19 protein-coding genes are annotated in these 19,818 nt (G+C 72.9%); 13 read left to right on the forward strand and 6 right to left on the reverse strand.

Annotated elements, in window-relative coordinates; all coding sequences use genetic code 11:
* From R2740_RS07095 to R2740_RS07120, 6 genes are all read left to right on the forward strand, one after another.
* Positions 1–1,181, forward strand: a 1,181-nt coding sequence (locus tag R2740_RS07095; protein ID WP_371301996.1) for an aconitase family protein, incomplete at its 5' end; no start/stop codon positions are given.
* A gap of 5 nt (positions 1,182–1,186) precedes the next feature.
* Positions 1,187–1,915, forward strand: a complete 729-nt coding sequence (locus R2740_RS07100; protein ID WP_371301997.1) for a TSUP family transporter — start codon at positions 1,187–1,189, stop codon at positions 1,913–1,915.
* Between the two features lie 180 nt (positions 1,916–2,095).
* Entirely contained in the window at positions 2,096–2,692 is a 597-nt protein-coding gene (locus tag R2740_RS07105; protein WP_371301998.1) for a hypothetical protein, read from the forward strand.
* Positions 2,693–2,864: 172 nt separating this feature from the next.
* The gene (locus R2740_RS07110) at positions 2,865–4,229 is read left to right on the forward strand and encodes a hypothetical protein (RefSeq protein ID WP_371301999.1); all 1,365 of its coding nucleotides are present in this window, start codon (positions 2,865–2,867) and stop codon (positions 4,227–4,229) included.
* Positions 4,216–4,740: a SigE family RNA polymerase sigma factor gene (locus R2740_RS07115; protein ID WP_371302000.1), complete on the forward strand. Its 525-nt coding sequence runs from the start codon at positions 4,216–4,218 to the stop codon at positions 4,738–4,740. The genes R2740_RS07110 and R2740_RS07115 overlap by 14 nt, the downstream gene beginning before the upstream one ends.
* Positions 4,722–5,126 (forward strand): YjbQ family protein, encoded by a 405-nt coding sequence (locus tag R2740_RS07120; RefSeq protein WP_371302001.1) that lies wholly within the window; start codon positions 4,722–4,724, stop codon positions 5,124–5,126. Before R2740_RS07115 ends, R2740_RS07120 begins: the two co-directional genes overlap by 19 nt.
* A 3-nt stretch (positions 5,127–5,129) precedes the next feature.
* Here the strand turns inward: R2740_RS07120 and R2740_RS07125 are convergent, their stop codons facing one another.
* The 3 genes from R2740_RS07125 to R2740_RS07135 are packed head-to-tail and all read right to left on the reverse strand — an operon-like array spanning position 5,130 to position 8,981.
* The gene (locus tag R2740_RS07125) at positions 5,130–5,462 is read right to left on the reverse strand and encodes a TfoX/Sxy family protein (RefSeq protein ID WP_371302002.1); all 333 of its coding nucleotides are present in this window, start codon (positions 5,460–5,462) and stop codon (positions 5,130–5,132) included.
* A gap of 34 nt (positions 5,463–5,496) precedes the next feature.
* Positions 5,497–6,816 carry a M20/M25/M40 family metallo-hydrolase gene (locus R2740_RS07130; RefSeq protein WP_371302003.1) on the reverse strand — a complete coding sequence of 440 codons (1,320 nt, stop codon included), beginning with the start codon at positions 6,814–6,816 and terminating at the stop codon, positions 5,497–5,499.
* Positions 6,813–8,981, reverse strand: coding sequence for a prolyl oligopeptidase family serine peptidase (locus tag R2740_RS07135; RefSeq protein ID WP_371302004.1), 2,169 nt, complete (start codon positions 8,979–8,981; stop codon positions 6,813–6,815). The genes R2740_RS07130 and R2740_RS07135 overlap by 4 nt, the downstream gene beginning before the upstream one ends.
* Before the next feature lie 24 nt (positions 8,982–9,005).
* On the opposite strand from R2740_RS07135, the gene R2740_RS07140 reads away from it, so the two are divergent.
* The 7 genes from R2740_RS07140 to R2740_RS07170 are packed head-to-tail and all read left to right on the forward strand — an operon-like array spanning position 9,006 to position 17,220.
* Entirely contained in the window at positions 9,006–10,841 is a 1,836-nt protein-coding gene (locus R2740_RS07140; RefSeq protein WP_371302005.1) for an ABC transporter substrate-binding protein, read from the forward strand.
* Positions 10,838–11,872 (forward strand): ABC transporter permease, encoded by a 1,035-nt coding sequence (locus R2740_RS07145; RefSeq protein ID WP_371302006.1) that lies wholly within the window; start codon positions 10,838–10,840, stop codon positions 11,870–11,872. The genes R2740_RS07140 and R2740_RS07145 overlap by 4 nt, the downstream gene beginning before the upstream one ends.
* Entirely contained in the window at positions 11,869–12,792 is a 924-nt protein-coding gene (locus R2740_RS07150; protein WP_371302007.1) for an ABC transporter permease, read from the forward strand. Before R2740_RS07145 ends, R2740_RS07150 begins: the two co-directional genes overlap by 4 nt.
* Positions 12,789–13,781 carry an ABC transporter ATP-binding protein gene (locus tag R2740_RS07155; RefSeq protein ID WP_371302008.1) on the forward strand — a complete coding sequence of 331 codons (993 nt, stop codon included), beginning with the start codon at positions 12,789–12,791 and terminating at the stop codon, positions 13,779–13,781. The genes R2740_RS07150 and R2740_RS07155 overlap by 4 nt, the downstream gene beginning before the upstream one ends.
* Positions 13,778–14,818: an ABC transporter ATP-binding protein gene (locus R2740_RS07160; RefSeq protein ID WP_371302009.1), complete on the forward strand. Its 1,041-nt coding sequence runs from the start codon at positions 13,778–13,780 to the stop codon at positions 14,816–14,818. Before R2740_RS07155 ends, R2740_RS07160 begins: the two co-directional genes overlap by 4 nt.
* Positions 14,818–15,981 (forward strand): N-methyl-L-tryptophan oxidase, encoded by a 1,164-nt coding sequence (gene solA, locus R2740_RS07165; RefSeq protein WP_371302010.1) that lies wholly within the window; start codon positions 14,818–14,820, stop codon positions 15,979–15,981. Before R2740_RS07160 ends, solA begins: the two co-directional genes overlap by 1 nt.
* Positions 15,982–15,990: 9 nt before the next feature.
* Positions 15,991–17,220 carry an aminopeptidase gene (locus R2740_RS07170; protein WP_371302011.1) on the forward strand — a complete coding sequence of 410 codons (1,230 nt, stop codon included), beginning with the start codon at positions 15,991–15,993 and terminating at the stop codon, positions 17,218–17,220.
* Positions 17,221–17,222: 2 nt separating this feature from the next.
* Here R2740_RS07170 and R2740_RS07175 read toward each other — a convergent pair whose 3' ends face one another.
* The 3 genes from R2740_RS07175 to R2740_RS07185 are packed head-to-tail and all read right to left on the reverse strand — an operon-like array spanning position 17,223 to position 19,556.
* Positions 17,223–17,867, reverse strand: coding sequence for a uridine kinase (locus tag R2740_RS07175; protein WP_371302012.1), 645 nt, complete (start codon positions 17,865–17,867; stop codon positions 17,223–17,225).
* The gene (locus R2740_RS07180) at positions 17,857–19,086 is read right to left on the reverse strand and encodes an amino acid deaminase/aldolase (RefSeq protein WP_371302013.1); all 1,230 of its coding nucleotides are present in this window, start codon (positions 19,084–19,086) and stop codon (positions 17,857–17,859) included. Before R2740_RS07180 ends, R2740_RS07175 begins: the two co-directional genes overlap by 11 nt.
* Positions 19,087–19,100: 14 nt before the next feature.
* Positions 19,101–19,556 carry a hypothetical protein gene (locus tag R2740_RS07185; RefSeq protein ID WP_371302014.1) on the reverse strand — a complete coding sequence of 152 codons (456 nt, stop codon included), beginning with the start codon at positions 19,554–19,556 and terminating at the stop codon, positions 19,101–19,103.
* Between the last annotated feature and the right edge of the window lie 262 nt (positions 19,557–19,818).

Consider the following 19,818-nt stretch of genomic DNA (forward strand, 5'->3'; position numbering starts at 1 on the left):
GCACCACCTGCATCGGCAACTCCGGCCCGCTCATCCCCGAGGTGTCGGCTGCCGTGCAGGAGAGCGACCTCTCCGTCGTCTCGGTGCTGTCGGGCAACCGCAACTTCGAGGGCCGCATCAACCCCGACGTGAAGATGAACTACCTGGCGTCGCCGCCGCTCGTCGTCGCCTACGCGCTGGCCGGGTCGATGGACGTCGACCTCTTCCACGACCCGCTGGGCCAGGACTCCGACGGCCACGACGTCTTCCTGAGCGACATCTGGCCCTCGCCGGCCGACGTGGAGCGGGTGATCGGCGAGGCGATCACGGCGGAGATGTTCGCCAGCGACTACGCCGACGTGTTCGCCGGCGACGAGCGCTGGCGCTCGCTGCCGACCCCGGAGGGCGACACCTTCGCCTGGGACGACGGCTCGACCTACGTCCGCAAGGCGCCGTACTTCGACGGGATGCCCGAGAGCCCCGAGCCGGTCACCGACATCGCGGGTGCCCGGGTGCTGCTCAAGCTGGGCGACTCCGTGACCACCGACCACATCAGCCCGGCCGGAGCCATCAAGAAGGACTCCCCGGCTGGCCGCTACCTGGTCGAGCACGGCGTGGAGCAGCGCGACTTCAACTCCTACGGCTCGCGGCGCGGCAACCACGAGGTGATGATCCGCGGCACCTTCGCCAACATCCGGCTGCGCAACCAGCTGGCGCCGGGCACCGAGGGCGGGTTCACCCGCGACTTCACCCGGCCCGACGCGCCGGTCACCTCGGTCTACGACGCCTCGGTGGCCTACGTCGCCGCCGGCACCCCGCTGGTGGTGCTGGCCGGCAAGGAGTACGGCTCGGGCTCCTCGCGCGACTGGGCGGCCAAGGGCACGGCGCTGCTCGGGGTGAAGGCCGTGATCGCGGAGTCCTACGAGCGGATCCACCGGTCCAACCTGATCGGCATGGGCGTGCTGCCGCTGCAGTTCCCCGAGGGCCAGACCGCGGAGTCCCTCGGGCTCACCGGCGAGGAGACGTTCTCGATCTCCGGCGTGACCGCGCTCAACGACGGAACCACGCCGCGCACGGTCAAGGTCACCGCCGGCGACGTGGAGTTCGACGCCGTGGTGCGGATCGACACCCCCGGTGAGGCGAGCTACTACCGCAACGGCGGCATCATGCAGTTCGTGCTGCGCAACCTGCTCCGCGGCTGACCGGAGTGCTCGGCCTGTCGCTGGGCGTCGTGGTGACGCTCGCGGCGGCGCTGGCGCTCGGGGCGGCGGTCCAGGGGACCATCGGGCTGGGACTCGGCCTGGGGGCGGCCCCGGTGACGGCGCTGGTGGCGCCGCACGCGGTGCCCGAGCTGCTGCTCTGGCTGGCGCTGGCGATGGCGGGCGGCACGTTGCTGCACGAGCGGGAGGGCGTCGACTGGGACGGCCTGTGGTGGGCGCTGCCGGCCCGGATCGTCGGCACTGTGCTCGGGGTGCTGGCCGTCGCGGCCCTCTCGCCGCGGGAGATCGGGATCGCGGTCGCCCTGATGGTGCTGGCGACGGTGGCGCTGACCGCACGGACCGTCGCCCTGCCCGTCAACCGGGCCACGCTGCCGGTGGCCGGTCTGGTGTCGGGGGTCAGCGGCACGGCCACCTCGATCGGGGGGCCGCCGCTGGCGCTGCTCTATCAGCACCATCCACCCCGGGTGGTGCGTCCGACGCTCGCGGTCTACTTCGTGGTCGGGGCCGCGATGTCGCTGGTCGGGCTCGGGCTCGGCGGTCAGCTGCACCTTCGCTGGCTCGGGCTGGCGCTGCTCCTCTCGCCGGCGCTGCTGGTCGGTTTCGGGGTGGCGGTGCCGCTCCGGTCGCGGCTGCCGGTAGCCGTCGTACGCCCGGCGATCCTGGCGGTGTGCGCCGCCTCGGCGCTGGTGCTGCTGGTGCGCTCCCTGGTGGGCTGACCCCGACGGGCGGGCCGAGGCCTGTCCGGACATCGTGAAGCCATTCACAAACGGCGCGGGACGGCTGTCTCAGACGTCACGTGTGACCCAGGAGTCAAACGGTGGCGGGTCCGTCCCGCCAGGCGGGACCGTGGAAGCGTCAACCAGCCGGCGATCCCGGCAGACATCCTGGAGGAAGACATGAACACCCACACCGCCACTCCGACCGAGTCGCACCACGTGGTCACCCAGGACGAGGTGGTCACCCACGCGTGGGCCCGCCAAGCACTGGCCGCACTGCGCATCGCCTTCGGGCTCACCTTCTTGTGGGCCTTCTTCGACAAGCTGCTCGCCCTCGGGTTCGGCACCGGCCGGACCGTCGACGAGGCCACCGGCGCCGAGACCGTGGACCGCTTCGGTGACGCCGCCTGGATCCACGGCGGCAACCCGACCCTCGGCTTCCTGAAGTTCGGAGCCAAGGGCCCCTTCAAGAGCTTCTACAACGGCCTGGCCGGCGACGCCTGGGTCAACTGGCTGTTCATGCTGGGCCTGCTCGGCATCGGGCTCGCGCTGACGTTCGGGATCGGCATGCGCGTCGCGGGCATCGCGGGGTTCGTGATGTACCTGATGATGTGGACCGTCGCGCTGCCCCCGGAGAACAACCCGGTGCTCGACGAGCACATCCTCGGCGCGATCAGCGTCCTGGTGCTCGCGCTGACGCTGGCCGGCGACACCTGGGGTGCCGGCAAGGCCTGGGCCAGGACGGGCCTGGTCGAGAAGTACCCCGTGCTGCGGTGACTCGTTCCTCGCGGGGCATCCTCCCCGGACGGCCCGCGACGACCTGACACCGCACCCGCGGCCGCCGAGCACGCCTCGGCGGCCGCGGCGCGTCCCGGCAGGTCGACCCCTCCGTCTGCGCGGCTTCTGCGTCAGACCGGGTGAGAATGTCGCCACGAGGGGGACCGAGGACATGAGCACCGACCTGCACGAGCGGCTGGACGAGCTGGCCCGGCGGGCGCCGACCGGCCCGCCGGCCGCCGACCTGTGGCGGCGCGGACGTCGACGTCAGGCCCGCCGGGTCGTGGCCGGAGCGGTCGCGGGGCTGGCCGTCGCGCTCGCGACCGGGATCGGCGGCGCCGCCCTGTGGGCCCGGGTCGACACCAGCCCACAACCGGCCGAACCGGCGCCGGCCGAGATGCGGCTGCCGGACCGGATCTTCACTCCCAGCCCGTGGCTCCAGGGCACCGACGACCTGGGACCGGGCGGCCCCTACGTCGCGCTCCTGGGCGCCGAGCGAGCCGGCTGGGACAGCCTGTGGACGTCGGTCGCGCCGGGTGTCGTCGGCGTCGGCCTCGACGGCTCCTACCGGTTCCTCGACCTGCCCGGGTACGTCGGTGACCACGGTTGGTCCGACCAGTCCCAGCAGCTGGCGCTGAGCCCCGACGGGCGCTACGTCGCCTACTGGACGACCGGGAGCACCACCGGCGAGCCGCTGCTGCTCGACGGGAGCGCGCAGCCCAGCGGCGGGGCCGCCGTCTACGACACCGTCACCGGCGCGGTCTCCCGGATCGCGCTGACCACCGAGCACGGGGTCGCGGCCGAGGGCGCAGCCTGGACCGGCCCGGTGCTCCGGATGGGCTACGGCGCCTTCGACACCGGCGGCGTGGGACTGGACTCATGGGGCTCGCGCACCGTGGGCCAGCTCACCTGGGACGCGCGAGCCGGCAGCTGGACCGAGGAGACCGACCTGCGGCAGACGGTCGACCTCACCGGGATGGGCGCCGCCGGCGCCGACGCGTTGGTGATCACCAGCGGCAAGCGCTACACCGTGGTCGGGGCGGACGGTCCGCAGCTGACGACCCGGATCGACGCAGGCTTCCAGACGACCCCGGTGCCGGCCCCCGGTGGCGCGCGCCTGGCCGGTGTCTGGGCCCCGCAGAGCAAGGAGCTGGACGGCGCGGCCCACTCGGTGCTCGTCGCCGACGTCGCCGAGGGGCAGCCCCGGACCGCGACCCAGCGGGTCCCGGGGGCCACTGCCTACGACGTCCTCGGCTGGCGTGGCGACGACGAGGTCGTCCTCCGCCAAGCGGACGGCGCGGTGGTCGGCGTCGACATCGGCTCGGGCGCCGACGAGCCGTTGACGACGCTGCCCGGCACGCAGACCGGCGCGGGGCTGGTGGTGGCCGCCGATGCGTGGTCGGCGCCGGTGGTGACGGCCGTGGAGCCCGCGTGGCCGATGAGCACCTCCACCCGCCAGCTCCTGGTCACCGGCGGTGTCGCGCTGCTCCTGCTGCTGGTCGTCGTCGCGGGGAGGTGGCGCCGTGGCCGCGCCTGAGTCCTTCGACGAGTACGTCGCGGCGCGCTACGCCGCGCTGCTGCGGACGGCGTACCTGCTGACGTCGAACCGGCACGACGCGGAGGACCTCGTCCAGACCGCGCTCGTGAAGGCGGTCCCCGCCTGGAAGCGGATCGAGTCCAACCCCGACGGCTACCTGCGCCGGATCATGGTCAACCACTCGATCTCGCGATGGCGCAAGCACCGCGGCCGTGAGGTGCTGACCGACCAGGCACCCGACCGGGGGAGTGCCGACCCCGACGTCGGCCGCGCGCTGGCGCTGGAGCGCGCGCTGGCCGCGCTGGCGCCGCGACAGCGGGCGGTGATCGTGCTGCGCTACTACGACGACCTCACCGAGCGCGAGACCGCCGAGATCCTCGGCATCGCGGTCGGCACCGTGAAGTCGCAGGCCCGCGAGGCGCTGGCCAGGCTGCGACAGCTGGTGCCTGACCTGCGCCTGGAGACCGACGCGGAGGTTGGCACGATGGACGCGTGGACACCCAGACGCTGACCGTGCGCACCGGCGACCGCGAGGTCGTGCTCGACCTCACCCGACAGGCGGCCGAGTTCGCCGCGGGACGCGGCGACGGGCTGCTGCACGTGTTCGTGCCGCACGCGACGGCCGGGCTGGCCGTCCTGGAGACCGGCGCCGGCAGCGACGACGACCTGCTCGCGGCGCTGCGCGACCTGCTGCCGGCCGACGATCGCTGGCGGCACCGGCACGGGAGCCCCGGCCACGGACGCTCCCACGTGCTGCCGGCGCTGGTGCCGCCCTACGCCACCGTGCCCGTGCTCGGCGGCCGGCTGGCGCTCGGCACCTGGCAGAGCCTGTGCCTGGTCGACCTCAACGTCGACAACGCCGTCCGCGAGGTGCGGTTCAGCTTCCTGACGGGCTGAGGGCTACTTCGGGGGGAGCGATGCGGCGTAGGCGAGGCCGACGCCGACCCAGCGCTCGAGGTCGGGCTCGGTGGCGACCGCGGACGCCGCCACGGCCAGCCAGCCGTTCATCTCGCGGTGGCGCATCACGAACCGGTCCACGCCCGGCTCGGCCGTGTGCCGATCGGTGTCGGCCGGGTCGCAGCGCAGCAGCAGACCGCCCTGGCCGCTGGCGGCGACGGCCATGTGGCCGCCGACCAGGAACGCCAGCCCGCCGAACATCCGCTGCTCGCGCAGGTCGGGCAGGCCCTCCAGATGTCCCCGCACCCGGTCGGCCAGCTCCTCGTCGTACGCCATGGGCGCACTCTAGGGCCGGCCGCCGACAGGGGACTCAGCCGAGCAGCCGACGCGCCAGGTCGAGGTGGAACTCCACCGACAGCAGCAGGTCGTCGACGTGGATCCGCTCGTCGGCGTTGTGGACGCCCTCGTCGAGCACCTCGGTGGGGGTGGCGCGGAACGGGCTGAAGCCGTACGCCGCCGTGTCACCGGCCGCCCGCAGGAAGGACGAGTCGGTGTAGCCCGTGCAGAGCACCGGCAGCACACCGGTGCCGGGGTCGGTCTCGGCCAGCCACGCGGCGATGGCCGCCGGCAGCGCGCCGTCCGGAGCCGAGGCGCTCCCGGGCACCAGCGGCTCGGGCAGCGACAGCTCGTAGTCGACGCCCTCGGTCAGGTCGTCGCCGAGCCGCGTGCGCACCGCCGCCAGCACGTCGTCGGCCTCGACCCCCGGCAGGATCCGGCAGTCCAGCTCGACCGAGGCCCGGGCCGGCATCACGTTGCGCGCCGTCGAGCCCGCGAGCAGGGTCGGCGCCATGGTGGTGCCCGCCAGCGGCGGCAGCCCGTCGGCGAAGGTCGGGTGCAGCGGGGTCGCGCGGCGCAGCCCGTCCTCGACCGAGGTCGCGGGCTCCTCCAACAGCACCTCGTGGGTCGCGTCGAGCAGGGGGGAGCGCCCCGGTGTCGCCAGCCCGGGACCGATCCGCCGAAGCAGCTCGCCCAGCCTCACCACCGCGTTGTCGCCCAGCGTGGGCATCGAGGCGTGCCCGGCCTCGCCGAGCGCGGTGAGGCGCACCGGCTGGGTGCCCTTCTCGCCGACCGACAGCATCAGCAGCACCCGGCCGTCGGCCAGCTCCAGCCGTTGGCCGCCGCCCTCGTTGACCGCGAGGTCGGGGCGGAGGTCGGGACGGTGCTCGAGCAGCCAGCGCATGCCGACGTCGGCGGCGCCGTCCTCCTCGTCGGCCACCATCACCAGCCAGAGATCGCCGCGTGGGCGGAAGCCGGAGCGCGCCAGCTCGGCGAACGCCACGCAGCGCGCGGCCACCTCGTCCTTCATGTCGACGGCCCCGCGCCCGAACAGCCAGCCGTCCTCGACCACGGCCTCGAACGGCGGGTGCGTCCAGTCCTGCGGGTCCGCGGGGACCACGTCGAGATGGCCCACGAACGCCAGCGACGGGGCCTCGCCGGTGCCCGGCAGCCGGGCCACCAGGTTGCCGCGGGCGGGGTCGCGGGCGACCACCTCGGCCTCGACGCCGGCCGCGGCCAGGTAGTCGCGGAGGTAGGCCGCGGCCTCGGTCTCGTTGCCGTTGGTGGTGTCGATCCGGATCAGGTCGCGGGCGACCCGGAGCACCTCCTCGTGCAGGTCGGTGCCGGGGCTCATCGCGCCACCGTGTGGGGCAGCCCCAGCCGGTCGATCAGCCAGGCATAGACGTCGGCCTCGTAGTCGAGGTGGCCGAACCGTCCGGAGGGGCCGACGTGGGCGCCGGCCCCCGTCTCGCAGCGGAACAGGCAGCGCGACGACCACTGCGGGTCGCTGGCGCGCAGCGCGGCCACCCACTTGGCCGGCTCGCGCACCATCACCCGCGGGTCGTGGACGGCGCCGGTGACCAGCAGGTCGGGACGGGAGCCGGCGGGCGGGAGGTTCTCGTAGGGGGAGTAGGCCAGCATCCAGTCGAACTGCTCGCGGACCCGCGGGTCGCCCCACTCCTCCCACTCCGTGATCGTCAGCGGCGTCGTCTCGTCGAACATCGTGGTGACCACGTCGACGAACGGCACCTCGGCCACCACCGCTCGCCACCGGTCGGGACGCTGGGAGAACACCGCGCCCTGCAGCAGCCCGCCGGCCGACAGGCCGCGGCTGGCGATCCGGTCGGGGTCGACCAGGCCGTCGCGGGCAAGCCCGTCGGCGACGGCGATCTGGTCGTCGAAGGTGTGCTGCTTGTGGGCGAGCTTGCCGTCGAGGTACCACGCCCGGCCCATCTCGCCGCCGCCACGCAGGTGCGCGAAGCAGAAGACGGCGCCGCGGTCCAGGAAGCTCGGGAGCGCCGGGTCCCACTCGGGCTCGAACACGGCCTCGTAGGAGCCGTAGCCGTAGACCAGCGCGGCGGCCGTCCCGTCGAGTGGGGTGTCGTGGTGCCGGACGATCGTCGCGGGGACCAGCGTGCCGTCCGCCGACGGGAAGCTCCGCCGCTCTGTGACGTACGCCGAGGGGTCGTGGCCCGGCGCCTCCTGCCGGTGCACGTCGACCGTCTCGCCGGTGGCCCAGGACACCTCCGACCAGACGGCCGGCTCGGTGTAGGCCTCGTCGACCACGCCGACCGCCGGGGCGTCGTACAGCGGGGTGGTGAACAGGTAGGCCTCCCCGCCCGGGAACCGCGAGCGGACGTCGTGGCCGGGGCCGGCGAGGTCGTCGTGGGGCAGCATCCGGAGCACGTGGTCGCCGCCGGAGCGCAGGCTGAGCACGACGCCGCGGTCGAAGGCGTCGACCCGCTCGAGCCGGTCGGCCGGGTCCTCCGGCCGCGCCTCCCGCCAGCTGGTGTGGTCCTGGTCCGCGCCGTCGGGCACCGGCGCGGTCATCAGCCGGAGCTCGACCGCGTCGTCGTCGGTCACCACCAGCAGGTCGCCGGGACCGCCGTAGCCGCGCCGGTGCTCGGCGTGGTACTTCACGCCGGCCCGGCGACCGCCCACCGACCACGGACCGCGGTCGAGGTCATGGGCGTCGACGGTCCAGCACTCCGCGGTGGTGTTGCTGGCCGACCAGAGCACCACCAGGTCGCCGCTGCGCGTGGCCCGGACCTGCAGCTCGAAGCGCTCGTCCGGCTCCTCGTGCACGAGCACGTCCTCGGCCACCGGCGTCCCGAGCCGGTGCCGCCAGACCTGGAACGGCCGGTAGGCCTCGTCGTGCACGGTGTAGAAGAACCACGCCGAGTCGGCGCTCCAGGCGCCGCTGTAGTAGGTCCGCGGCACCACCTCGTCGAGGTCGGCCCCGGTGCGCAGGTCGCGGAAGCGCAGCTCGAAGACCTCCTCGCCGGAGAGGTCGACGGAGTAGGCCAGCCAGTCCTCGTCGGGGCTCACCGAGGAGACGCCCACGTCGAGGTAGTCCGAGCCCTCCGCAAGCAGGTTGTGGTCGAGCACGACCGAACGATTTCCGTCGTCTGACCCGAGATGCGCCTCAGGATCGGTTGCCGGAACGCCGTCCGACATACGGATTTCTCGTAACAGTTGCGTGTACTGACTTCCCGCCGGATGAAACGTGTAGTAGGAAAAGCGCGTACGACGCCATGTCGGAGAGATCTCGGTCGGAGCCAGCCGCGAGTGCATCTCGGCCTTCAGGGCCGAGACCAGGGAGTCAAGATGAGCGCAGGACCAGTCGAAGAAGGCGCGCTCGGCGCGCAGGTGGGCCAGGACTCGGGGGTCGCCGGCCTCTCGCATCCAGTGGAAGGGGTCCGGTCGCGGCACGCCGTGCTCGGTGTGCGTGAAGGGCTCCTGGGGGGCCTGCGGCGGCTGCGCGGCGGCAGCGGGGGTCGGGGGCGCGGCATGGGTCACGGGCGTCAACGTACTCGCGTGCGGATGGCCGCGGCAGCGGGGCTCCTGCTGGCCGCGCTCGCCCCCGCGGTGGCCCTCGGCCAGCCGGCGGGCGCCGCCGAGGACAAGGTCGTCTTCACCGTCGGCCTCGACAACGAGGTCGACTCGTTCAACCCGTTCCTGGGCATCGAGGCCCCGTCGTTCGAGATGTGGGCGCTGGAGTACGACTACCTGATCGGCTACTCGATGTCCGACATGCAGCCCGAGCCGGGACTCGCCACCAAGTGGGAGACCTCCGACGACGGGCTCACCTGGACCTTCACGATCCGCGACGACGTCACCTGGTCCGACGGTGAGCCGCTGACGGCCGACGACGTGGCCTTCACCCTCAACCGGATCCTGGACGGCGGTCCCGAGGCGGCCACCTGGGGCTCCTATCTCAAGGGCACCAAGACGATCACCGCCACCGACCCGACCACCGTGGTGCTGGAGCTGAAGCAGCCCAACGCGGTGCTGCCGCTGCTGCCGATGCCGATCGTGCCCGAGCACATCTGGAAGGACATCGACGAGAAGGCCGTCAAGACGTTCGCCAACGAGCCCGGGGGCAGCCCCGCGGTCGTCGGCTCCGGCCCGTTCCGGATGGTGTCCGGCACCGCTGGCGGCTCGGAGTACCGCTTCGAGGCCAACCCCGACTACTGGAAGGGCGCGCCGCACATCGACGAGATCGTGTTCAAGGTCTACAAGGCCAAGGACCCGATGATCGCGGCGCTGAAGAAGGGCGAGATCGACTTCGCGGAGAACCTCAACGCGCTGCAGGTCCAGGCCCTGCAGAACGAACCCAACATCGAGGCGATCAACGGCGACTCACCCGGCTTCGACGAGATCGCCTTCAACACCGGCGCGATCGACACCGGGACCGGCAAGCCGATCGGTGACGGCAACGCGGTGCTCAAGGACCCGAAGTTCCGGCACGCCCTGGGCTACGCCGTCAACCTCGACGAGATCATCGAGAAGGCCTACTACGGCGCCGGCAAGCCGGGCGACACGATCGTGCCGCCGGCGTACGCCAACTGGAAGTGGACCCCCGAGGGCGACCAGGCGTTCACCTTCGACCTCGACAAGGCCGGCCAGCTGCTCGACGAGGCCGGCTACACGATGGGCAGCGACGGCAAGCGCACCACCCCCGACGGGAAGCCGATCGGGACGCTGCGGCTGATGGCCCGCGCCGACTCCGAGACCTCGCTGAAGGTGCTGACGTTCTTCTCCGAGTGGCTCGGCGAGCTGGGCATCGACTCCAAGGTGAGCTCGATCGAGGAGGGCAAGCTCACCGACGTGATCCTCTCCGGAGACTTCGACATCTTCGAGTGGGGCTGGTACGTCGAGCCCGACCCCGACTCGATGCTGTCCTACATGACCTGCGGCCAGCTCGGGAACTGGTCGGACTCGTGGTACTGCAACAAGGAGTACGACGCCCTCTACGACCAGCAGCACAGTGAGACCGACGACGCCGCGCGGGTCGAGGAGGTCAAGCAGATGCAGCAGATCGTGTTCGACGACTCGCCCTACCTGGTGACCGCCTACAACACCGTCGGCGAGGCCTTCCGCACCGACCGGTTCGCGTGCATGCGCCCGCAGCCGGACCCGGGGGGCATCTACATCTTCCAGTACGGCGTCTACAACTACCTCCACATGCGCCCGGCCGCCGAGGCCGACCAGTGCGAGGGGGAGGCCGGGGTCACCCAGGCCTCCGACGCCACGGAGAGCAGCAGCGGGCCGGGCACCGGCGTCCTCGTGGGCGGTGGCATCGCAGCGGTGGCGGCGCTGGCCGCGATCGGCTTCGTGATGGCCCGTCGTCGTTCCACCGCTGGTGACCGAGAGTGACCACGCTCGCGACGGCCGACGCCGCCGTCCCCGAGGCGGAGGCGCGTCGGTCCGGGGGGCGTCGCAGCTACGGGCGCTACGTCCTGGGCAAGGTGGCTGGCTCGGCGGCCAGCCTCGCCTTCGTGGTGGTGCTCAACTTCTTCCTGTTCCGGGTGCTGCCGGGTGACCCGGCCCGCACGCTCGGCCGGGGCCGGCTGAACACGCCGGAGGCGATCGCGGAGTTCAACAAGACCTACGGGCTGGACCAGCCGCTGCCGCAGCAGTTCGTCACCTACCTCGGCAACCTGCTGCACGGTGACATGGGGCTCGCGATCAGCACGCGGGCGCCGGTCTCGCAGCTGATCCTGGACCGGATGTGGCCGACCCTGCTGCTGGTCGGGACCTCGACGGTGCTGGCCACGCTGCTGGGCGTCTGGCTGGGCATGAACCAGGCATGGAAGCGCGGCAGCTTCTTCGACAAGTCGACCACCTGGACGTCCCTGGTGCTCTACTCGATGCCGGAGTGGTGGCTCGGCATGGTGCTGATCGCACTGCTCGCCTCGGGCGTGGGGCCCTTCCTGGGATGGTTCCCGACCGGCGGCCTGCATACCGACGCCGCCAACCCCACCGTGCTCGACACGGTCTGGCACCTCACCCTGCCGGTGATCACGCTGACCCTGGCCTATCTCGCCGACTACTCCCTCATCATGCGGTCCTCGCTGCTCGACGAGCTCGGCGAGGACTACCTCACCACCGCGCGGGCCAAGGGACTGCGCGACCTGCAGGTGCGCAACCGGCACGCCGCCCGCAACGCGCTGCTCCCCACCACGACGCTGATCGCGCTCAACCTCGGCTTCGTGGTCGCCGGTGCGATCACCGTGGAGACGGTGTTCTCGATCCCGGGTCTCGGGCTGCTCGCCGTCGAAGGCCTCCGAGGCCCCGACCTCTGGCTGCTCCAAGGCACCTTCCTGGTCGCGTCGGCCGGCGTCATCCTCGCCAACCTGGTGGCCAACCTGCTCTACGGCCTCCTCGACCCGCGGGTGCGGGTATGAGCGCGGCCAGCACGACGCCCCGAGCCGCGGTCTCCGCCCGCCAGCTCGCCTGGCGGCGGCGCCGGGAGACGCTTCGTCGCGGCTGGGCCGAGTTCCGCCAGCACCGCGCCGGCCTGGTCGGCCTCGGCATCCTGGTCGTGTTCGTCGTGGTCGCCCTGGCGGCCCCGCTGCTGGCCAGCAGCACCGACATCTCGGTGACGCGGGCGCCGGGCGGCGTGCTCGAGCACCCGTCGTCGACGTACTGGCTCGGCACCGACGACAGCGGCCGCCCGGTGCTGTCCCTGCTCATCTGGGGTGCCCGGATCTCGCTGCTCGTCGGGCTCACCGCCACCGTCATCTCGATGGTGATCGGGACGCTCGTCGGGCTGATGTCGGGCTACTTCGAGGGCTGGGGCGGGGCGCTGCTGTTCCGCGTGACCGAGTGGTTCCTGGTGATCCCGTTCCTCCCGCTCGCCATCGTGTTGGCCACTGTGCTGGGGCGCTCGCTGTTCAACATCATCCTGGTCATCGGGATCACCTCGTGGCCGGCGACGGCCCTGCTGATCCGCAGCCAGACGCTGTCGATCAAGGAGCGGCCCTACCTCGAGCGGGCCCGGGTGCTGGGCGCCGGGCGCAGCCACCAGATCGGACGGCACATCCTTCCCAACGTGATGCCGATGGTGTTCGCCAACACCACCCTGACGGTGGCCATCGCGATCCTCACCGAGACCACCCTGAGCTTCCTCGGCCTCGGGGACCCGACCCGGGTCTCGTGGGGCACCATGCTCGACCAGGCCTACAGCGTCGGCGCCATCACCACCGGCTCCTGGTGGTTCTTCATGCCTCCGGGCATCTGCGTGATCCTGGTCGTGCTCAGCTTCACGCTGATCGGTCAGGCGCTCGAGGACGTCGTCAACCCCCGGCTGAAGGCCCGCCGATGACGACGCCGGCCACGACCTCACCCGCCCCGCTGCTCAGCATGCGCGGCGTCTCGCTGACCTACCGTGCCCACGACCGCGACGTCCCCGCCGTCCGCACGGTCGACCTCGACGTCGCCCGCGGCGAGATCGTCGGCCTGGCCGGCGAGTCCGGCTGCGGCAAGTCGACGCTGGCCAGCACCATCCTCCGGCTGCAGCCCACCTCCGCCCAGGTCAGCGGCGAGGTGCTGGTCGACGGCGCCGACGTGCTCACCATGCGCTGGGGCGACCTGCGAACGCTGCGCTGGGGCGAGGCCTCGATCGTGTTCCAGGGCGCGCTGCACTCCCTCAACCCGGTGCACCGGATCGGCCGCCAGATCGGCGAGGCGATCACGACCCACGAGCCCGAGGTGTCCGACGACGACGTACGGCGCCGCGTCGGTGACCTGCTGGAGCAGGTGGGGCTGCCGCGCCAGCGGGCCCAGGCCTACCCGCACCAGCTGTCCGGCGGGCAGAAGCAGCGGATCATGATCGCGATGGCCCTGGCCTGCAACCCGTCGCTGATCGTCGCCGACGAGCCGACCACCGCGCTGGACGTGATGGTCCAGGCCCAGGTGCTCGACCTGCTGTCGGGCCTGGTGCACGACCTGGGGGTCGGGATGCTGATCATCAGCCACGACCTGTCGGTGCTGGCCGACCTGTGCGACCGCATCGTCGTGATGTACGCCGGCCGGGTGGTCGAGTCCGGCCCGGCCGACCGGGTCTTCGAGCAACCGTTGCACCCCTACAGCGGGGCGCTCTCCGCGGCCTTCCCCAAGGTCGGGGACCCGGCGGCCCGGTTCGCGCCGGCGGGCCTGCCCGGTGACCCGCCCGACCCGGCGGCGCTGCCCCCCGGCTGCGCGTTCGCGCCGCGCTGCCCCCGCGCGGTCGACGCGTGCTCCCTGGAGGTTCCCGTCTTGGCGGACCACGGCGACGGCCGGTCCGTCGCGTGCTGGCGGGTGGGGGAGCCATGACCGCGGCCACGCCGACGGGCACGCCCGCAACGGAGCAGCGCCCGACCCTGGAGGCCAACGGTCTCGCGGTGGAGTTCACCACCCGGTCGGGGGCGGTCGCGCGCGCCCTCGACGATGTCGACGTCAGCGTCCGGCCCGGCGAGATCCTGGCGCTGGTCGGGGAGTCGGGCTCCGGCAAGACCACCCTGGCACGCACCCTGATCGGGCTGGAGCGGCCGGCCGCCGGCGAGGTCCGCTGGGACGGTGCCGGGCTGGACTACTCCGCCCGCGGCCTCAAGGAGCTGCGCCGCCGGGTGCAGATGGTGCTCCAGGACGCCTCCTCGTCCCTCAACCCGCGGCACACCGTCTATGACTCCGTCGCCGAGGGGCTGCGGCTGCACCGGCTCGTCGACCGCGACCCCGAGGGGCGCAGCGAGGCCGAGCTGGTTGCTCGGGCGCTCGCCTCGGCGGGCCTGCGGCCGCCAGAGTCGCTGTTCCTGCGCTACCCGCACGAGCTCTCGGGTGGCCAACGACAGCGCGTGCTGATCGCCGGTGCGTTGGCCCTCCAGCCCGAGCTGCTGATCGCCGACGAGCCGGTGTCCAGCCTGGACGCCTCGATCCGCGGGGAGATCCTCGCCCTGCTGCTCAAGCTGCGCGAGGAGATGGGGCTCGGCGTCCTCGTCGTCACGCACGACCTGGGTCTGGCGTGGAACATCGCCGACCGGATCGCGGTGATGTACCTCGGCCGGGTGGTCGAGTCCGGCCGCACCGAGGACGTGCTGGCCGCCCCGCAGCATCCCTACACCCAGGCTCTGCTGTCGGTGGTCCCCGAGATCGAGCAGCTCGAGCCGGTGGTGCTGACCGGCGAGATCCCCGACCCGACCCGCATCCCCGGCGGCTGCCGTTTCCACCCGCGGTGTCCCGCACTCGCCGACGGGTCGGCGGAGGCGGCGGGGGTCGCGGCCGCGTGCGCCGGGAGTCCACTGCCGGTGCTGCCGGCGGAGACCGTCGGCCACCAGGTCGCCTGCCACCTGGTGGCGGCCCGGCAGGACGGCTGATGGCCGAGCGGGTGGACTACGCCGTCATCGGGCTCGGCGCGCTCGGCTCGGCCACGGCCTATCACCTGGCGAAGGCGGGGCACCAGGTCGTCGGTCTGGAGCGCTTCGCCCTGGGGCACGACCGCGGCGCCAGCCACGACACCAGCCGGATCCTGCGGCACAGCTATCACACGCCCGCCTACGTCCGGCTCACCCATGAGGCCTACGCCGACTGGGCGGCCCTGGAGCGCGACGCGGGGGAGTCGTTCGTGACCGAGGTGGGCGGGCTCGACCTCTTCCCGCCCGGTGGGGTGATCGCGCTCGACGACTACACCGGCAGCCTCGCGGCGGAGGGCGTCGACTTCGAGCTGCTCGACGTGCGGGCGCTCGGCGAGCGCTGGCCCCAGCTGTCCGTGCCCGAGGGCACCGTCGGGCTCTACCAGTCACGCGGGGCGATCGTGCCGGCCGGCCGCGGCACCGCGGCGATGCAGCGAAGAGCAGTCGCGCACGGGGCCGAGCTCCGCGACGAGAGCCCGGTGAGCCGGGTGCGCGACCGCGGTGCGGACGGGGTCGAGGTGGTCGCCGGGGACACGACGTACCTCTGCCGCAGCGTGGTCGTCTGTGCGGACGCGTGGACCAACGACGTGCTGGGCGGGCTCGGCGTCTCGCTGCCGCTGACCGTGACGCTCGAGCAGGTGACCTACTTCGCGCCCCCTGACCCCACGGCGTTCGCCCCCGGTCGGCTGCCGCTGTGGATCTGGATGGACGAGCCGTGCTTCTACGGCTTCCCGAGCTATGGCGAGGCGACGATCAAGGCGGCCCAGGACTGCGGCGGCCCGCCGGTCGACCCGGAGACCCGCGGGTTCGACCCCGACCTGGGCATGCAGGACCTCCTGGCTGCGCACGTGGGGTCGATGCTCCCGGGGTCCGGGTCGCCGGTGCGCTCGCTGCGGTGTCAGTACACCCTGACCCCCGACCGCGACTTCCTCATCGACGCCGTACCGGGTCACCCGAACGTCTGGGTCGGGCTGGGCGCCGCGCACGGCTTCAAGTTCGCACCGACCTTCGGTCGGATCCTGGCCGAGCTCGCGGCGACCGGACAGACGAGCTCCGACATCGGCGCCTGGGGATTCGACCGACCCGGCCTCACCGATCCCGACTTCGAGACCAGCTGGATGGTGTAGGAAGGCCGCATGAGCGAGCCGTTCGACCACCTCCTGGAGAAGTACGCCACCCTCGTCATCAGGCTCGGGGTGAACGTCCAGCCGGGACAGCCGGTCGTCATCCAGTGCCTGCCCGAGCAGGCGGCGGTGGCGCGGGCGCTCGCCGAGGAGGCCTATCGGGTCGGCGCACGGTCGGTCGCGATCAAGTACGACGACCCGCACCTGCAGCGGGCCGCGGTCCTCCACGCACCCGAGGAGACGCTGGGGGTGAGCTCGCCGTTCGACCTGGACGAGGTGCGCTCCTGGCGCGAGTCGAAGCCGGCGCTGATCCGGCTCACCGGCAACCCGCATCCCGGGCTGATGGACGGCCTGGACCCGGCGCGGCTGGCGAAGTCGGCGCCCACCGACCGGATCGGTGAGCTGTTCCCGCTGATCAGCACCTCCCACCTGGCCTGGACCATCGTCGGTGCCCCCACCCCCGGCTGGGCCGCGAGCGTGGGGGTGGCCTCGGTCGCCGAGCTCTGGGACGCCGTCGCCACCGCGATGCGGCTCGACGAGGACGACCCGGTCGCAGCCTGGCGCGCCCACATCGCCAAGCTGAAGGGGCGCGCCGACGCGCTCAACGGCCACGCGTTCGACCGGGTGCGCTACCAGGGGCCCGGCACCGACGTGACCATCGGCCTGGCCCCGCAGTCCCGGTGGCAGAGCGCGGAGAGCGAGTCCTCCGACGGCGTGGCCTTCGTGCCCAACATGCCGACCGAGGAGGTGTTCCTGTCGCCGGACTGGCGGCGGGCCGACGGCACGGTCCGTACCGCCGCGCCGTTCTTCCTGGCGACGATGGGGGCGATGGTCGAGGGGCTCGAGCTCGAGCTGCGCGACGGCACCATCACCGGTGCCCGCGCCGACCGGGGCGAGGCGGAGGTGCAGCAGCAGTTCGAGCTCATCCCGCGCTCTCGCCACCTCGGCGAGATCGCGATCGTCGACCGCGACTCCAAGGTGCGAGAGACCGGCCTGGTCTACAAGGACATGCTCTTCGACGAGAACGCCGGCTCCCACATCGCCTGGGGCGCGGGCTTCGCCTTCGCCTTCGAGGGCGCGGACGGGCAGACGCCGCAGGAGCGCATCGACGCTGGCCTCAACCAGTCCAACACCCACGTGGACATCGTGATCGGCAGCCCGGAGGTGCAGATCGACGGCATCCGGGCCGACGGCTCGGTGGTGCCGGTCACCCGCGGAGACGCGTTCGTGCTCGACGCCTGACCTCAGCCGGCGAGTCGGGGCGGACAGGCGCCGGTGCCGTCGACGAGGACATCGGCCCGCTCACGGGTCCGCTCCGCGGCCAGCCATGCCGCCTCGGCGTCGAGCCAGCGCAGCCAATGGGCGGGATCGCCGTAGTCGCCGCGGTCGAGCCCCCGCTGCAGCCGCAGGTCGCGGGGCGCGTCGATCCAGACCCGGGTGGTGACCAGGTCGTCGTAGGCGAGCGCGGCCGACCCGACGCCCTCCATGACCACCAGCGCCGCCGGGTCGACGATCAGCTCCTCGGCCCATCGGCCGGCGTACCAGTCCCAGCGGCGGTGGTGGCCCGTCTCTCCGGCGGCGAGCGGGAGCAGGATGGTGTCCTTGACCCGCGCCACCAGCTCCGGCCCGAGACCGTCCCAGCCCTCGTAGAGGTCGTCCATGTGGACCAGCGCCGTCGAGGGCACCCGACGCCGGGCCGCGGCGAGCAGCCGGTCTGCCAGCGTGGTCTTGCCCGACCCGGCCGGCCCATCGACGCAGACCAGTCGCGCGTCGCCGAGCGTCGGGTCGTGGGTGAGCGCGTGGTCGAGCACCAGCGCGGCCGCGCGCTCGAGGTGGCTGCCGCTGTCCGAGGGACGCTGGCCCGAGCTGTCAGACGGGTCAGAAGACATGGCCCAGGCCGCGATAGGTCGCCACCGACTCCTCGAAGGCCGACCCGCGCAGCAGGTGGACCTGGTTGGCGTGCTCGAACAGCTCTCCGGACTTGGCGTGCCGGAACCACACCAGGTCACCGACCCGCAGCAGCGCGGCCGGGTGCCCGGTGAGCGGGGTCTGCACCTCGCCGGCGCCCTCGAGCGAGGTGAGGTGCAGCCCCGGTGGTGCCCATGGGACCGGCAGTCGGTCGGCGCCGGCCGCGCCGGAGGCGACCAGCCCACCCCCGTGGACGGTCGCGATCTCGGGGGAGGGCCGGCGGGTCACCGGGACGGCGAAGAAGGCTGCCGGCTGCGGCTGGAACGACTGGTAGTGGTCGAACAACGCCGGTCCGAGCAGCCCCGAGCCGGCGCTCACCTCGGTCACCACGGGGTCGGCAGCGGCCTCGGCCACCGAGCCCGAGCCGCCCGCGTTCCAGAGCTCCAGCGTGACGGCGTCACGCAGCGCGGTGTGCAGCGCGTCGGCGATCTCGCGGCGCCGGACGCCCAGCTGGGCGAGCGAGGCCCGCTTCATCCGGCGTACGACGGCGCTGCGGGCGCGCTGGTGGGGGACCTCGTCGGGGACGCCCGCGACCTGCCCCTCGTAGGTCATCACGCCGACCAGCCTGAAGCCGGGTCGGCGAAGCACCTCGCGGGCCAGCGCCACCACGTCGCCGGGGTCGTAGAGCGGTGACCGCTTGGGGCCGACGTGCTGCCCGCCCAGCCGCAGCCCGGCGTCGATGTCGAGCGCCACCCGCACCGGCACGGCCTTGGAGTGTCGCACCGAGTCGACCACGTCGAGCTGGGCGAGGGAGTCGACCATCACCGTGATGGCGGCGGCCGCCGACGGGGAGGTGACCAGCGCTCGCAGCGCCGTCCGGTCGACGCTGGGATAGGCCACCAGCAGGTCCTCGGTCACGCCCTCCTCGTGCAGCCACAGCGCCTCGGCGAGGGAGTAGGCCAGCACGCCGGCGAACCCGGGCGTCGCCAGTGCCCGGCGGACCAGGGCCGGCACCCGGAGGGACTTCGACGCCACCCGCACCGGCTTGCCGGCCGCCCGGCGGACCAGGTCGGCGGCGTTGGCGTCGAAGGCGTCGAGGTCGACCACGCAGATCGGCGGGGTCAGCGGCACGGAGGTGTCGCGCACCGCCGCGCCGAGCCGGGCCCACAACCGGTTGCGCTCGACGAACTCGTGTGCCATCGGTGCCTGGCCGGCTAGCTGATCCCGCGGCGGCGCAGGATCGCCTCGATCTCGTCGAGCTCGGGGTCACCCGTCGTCGCCGGGGCGGCGGCCCGGCCCCGCTTCGGCGCGGTCAGCTCACGGTCGGGGGCGTCGCCGCCGCGGCCGACGTCCTTGCCGCCGCGCCGGCGCTCCAGCGAGCGGCCGCCGAAGATCAGCGCCAGCGCCACCACCACCAGGGCGGCACCGAGCCAGACCGACGGGCTGAACACCAGCCGGGTCGCCCACAGCGACACCGCGTCGAGGATCCGCAGCACCAGCGTCAGGGTGCCCGTCAGCAGCAGCCCGAACGGCAGCAGCACCAGCCCGGCGCCGCGGACGGCGGCCGCGTGCCGCCCCTGACGGACCGCGAAGAACGTCCACACGCCGGCCAGGATCGCCAGCGACAGCGCGAGCGCCCAGGTGGCCGGGTTGACGTATGCGAGTCCCACTCCTCCACCTTCCCATATGGCCCGAACCGGACGGGTCCGCGGAGAGGGACCGCCGGATTGGTCGCGCGGCGGAATGTTCCGGTAGCATCGTGCGTTGACCGATCCGTCACGCGGGTCCCCCTGGTGGGTCCTGCGTGGCAGATCCCTCAAGCGGAGATCCGTCTCCCACCCGCACCGACCGCCGCCGGCCCCCGGGCAGGCACAGGTCGTCGGGTCCGGTCCCGGGGCGTTCCGGGCGGCCACGCCGCACCAGCTCGCACCG

The organism is Nocardioides sp. (genome assembly GCF_041393715.1).
In the GTDB taxonomy this organism is placed as follows: Bacteria; Actinomycetota; Actinomycetes; order Propionibacteriales; family Nocardioidaceae; genus Nocardioides.

Coding starts and splice junctions, on each gene's coding strand:
- R2740_RS07105 (WP_371301998.1), top strand. CDS start 2,096: ATGAACACCCACACCGCCACTCCGACCGAGTCGCACCACGTGGTCACC.
- R2740_RS07155 (WP_371302008.1), top strand. CDS start 12,789: ATGACGACGCCGGCCACGACCTCACCCGCCCCGCTGCTCAGCATGCGC.
- R2740_RS07130 (WP_371302003.1), bottom strand. CDS start 6,816: ATGAGCCCCGGCACCGACCTGCACGAGGAGGTGCTCCGGGTCGCCCGC.
- R2740_RS07140 (WP_371302005.1), top strand. CDS start 9,006: ATGGCCGCGGCAGCGGGGCTCCTGCTGGCCGCGCTCGCCCCCGCGGTG.
- R2740_RS07110 (WP_371301999.1), top strand. CDS start 2,865: ATGAGCACCGACCTGCACGAGCGGCTGGACGAGCTGGCCCGGCGGGCG.
- R2740_RS07180 (WP_371302013.1), bottom strand. CDS start 19,086: ATGGCACACGAGTTCGTCGAGCGCAACCGGTTGTGGGCCCGGCTCGGC.
- R2740_RS07175 (WP_371302012.1), bottom strand. CDS start 17,867: ATGTCTTCTGACCCGTCTGACAGCTCGGGCCAGCGTCCCTCGGACAGC.
- R2740_RS07160 (WP_371302009.1), top strand. CDS start 13,778: ATGACCGCGGCCACGCCGACGGGCACGCCCGCAACGGAGCAGCGCCCG.
- R2740_RS07150 (WP_371302007.1), top strand. CDS start 11,869: ATGAGCGCGGCCAGCACGACGCCCCGAGCCGCGGTCTCCGCCCGCCAG.
- R2740_RS07125 (WP_371302002.1), bottom strand. CDS start 5,462: ATGGCGTACGACGAGGAGCTGGCCGACCGGGTGCGGGGACATCTGGAG.
- R2740_RS07170 (WP_371302011.1), top strand. CDS start 15,991: ATGAGCGAGCCGTTCGACCACCTCCTGGAGAAGTACGCCACCCTCGTC.
- solA (WP_371302010.1), top strand. CDS start 14,818: ATGGCCGAGCGGGTGGACTACGCCGTCATCGGGCTCGGCGCGCTCGGC.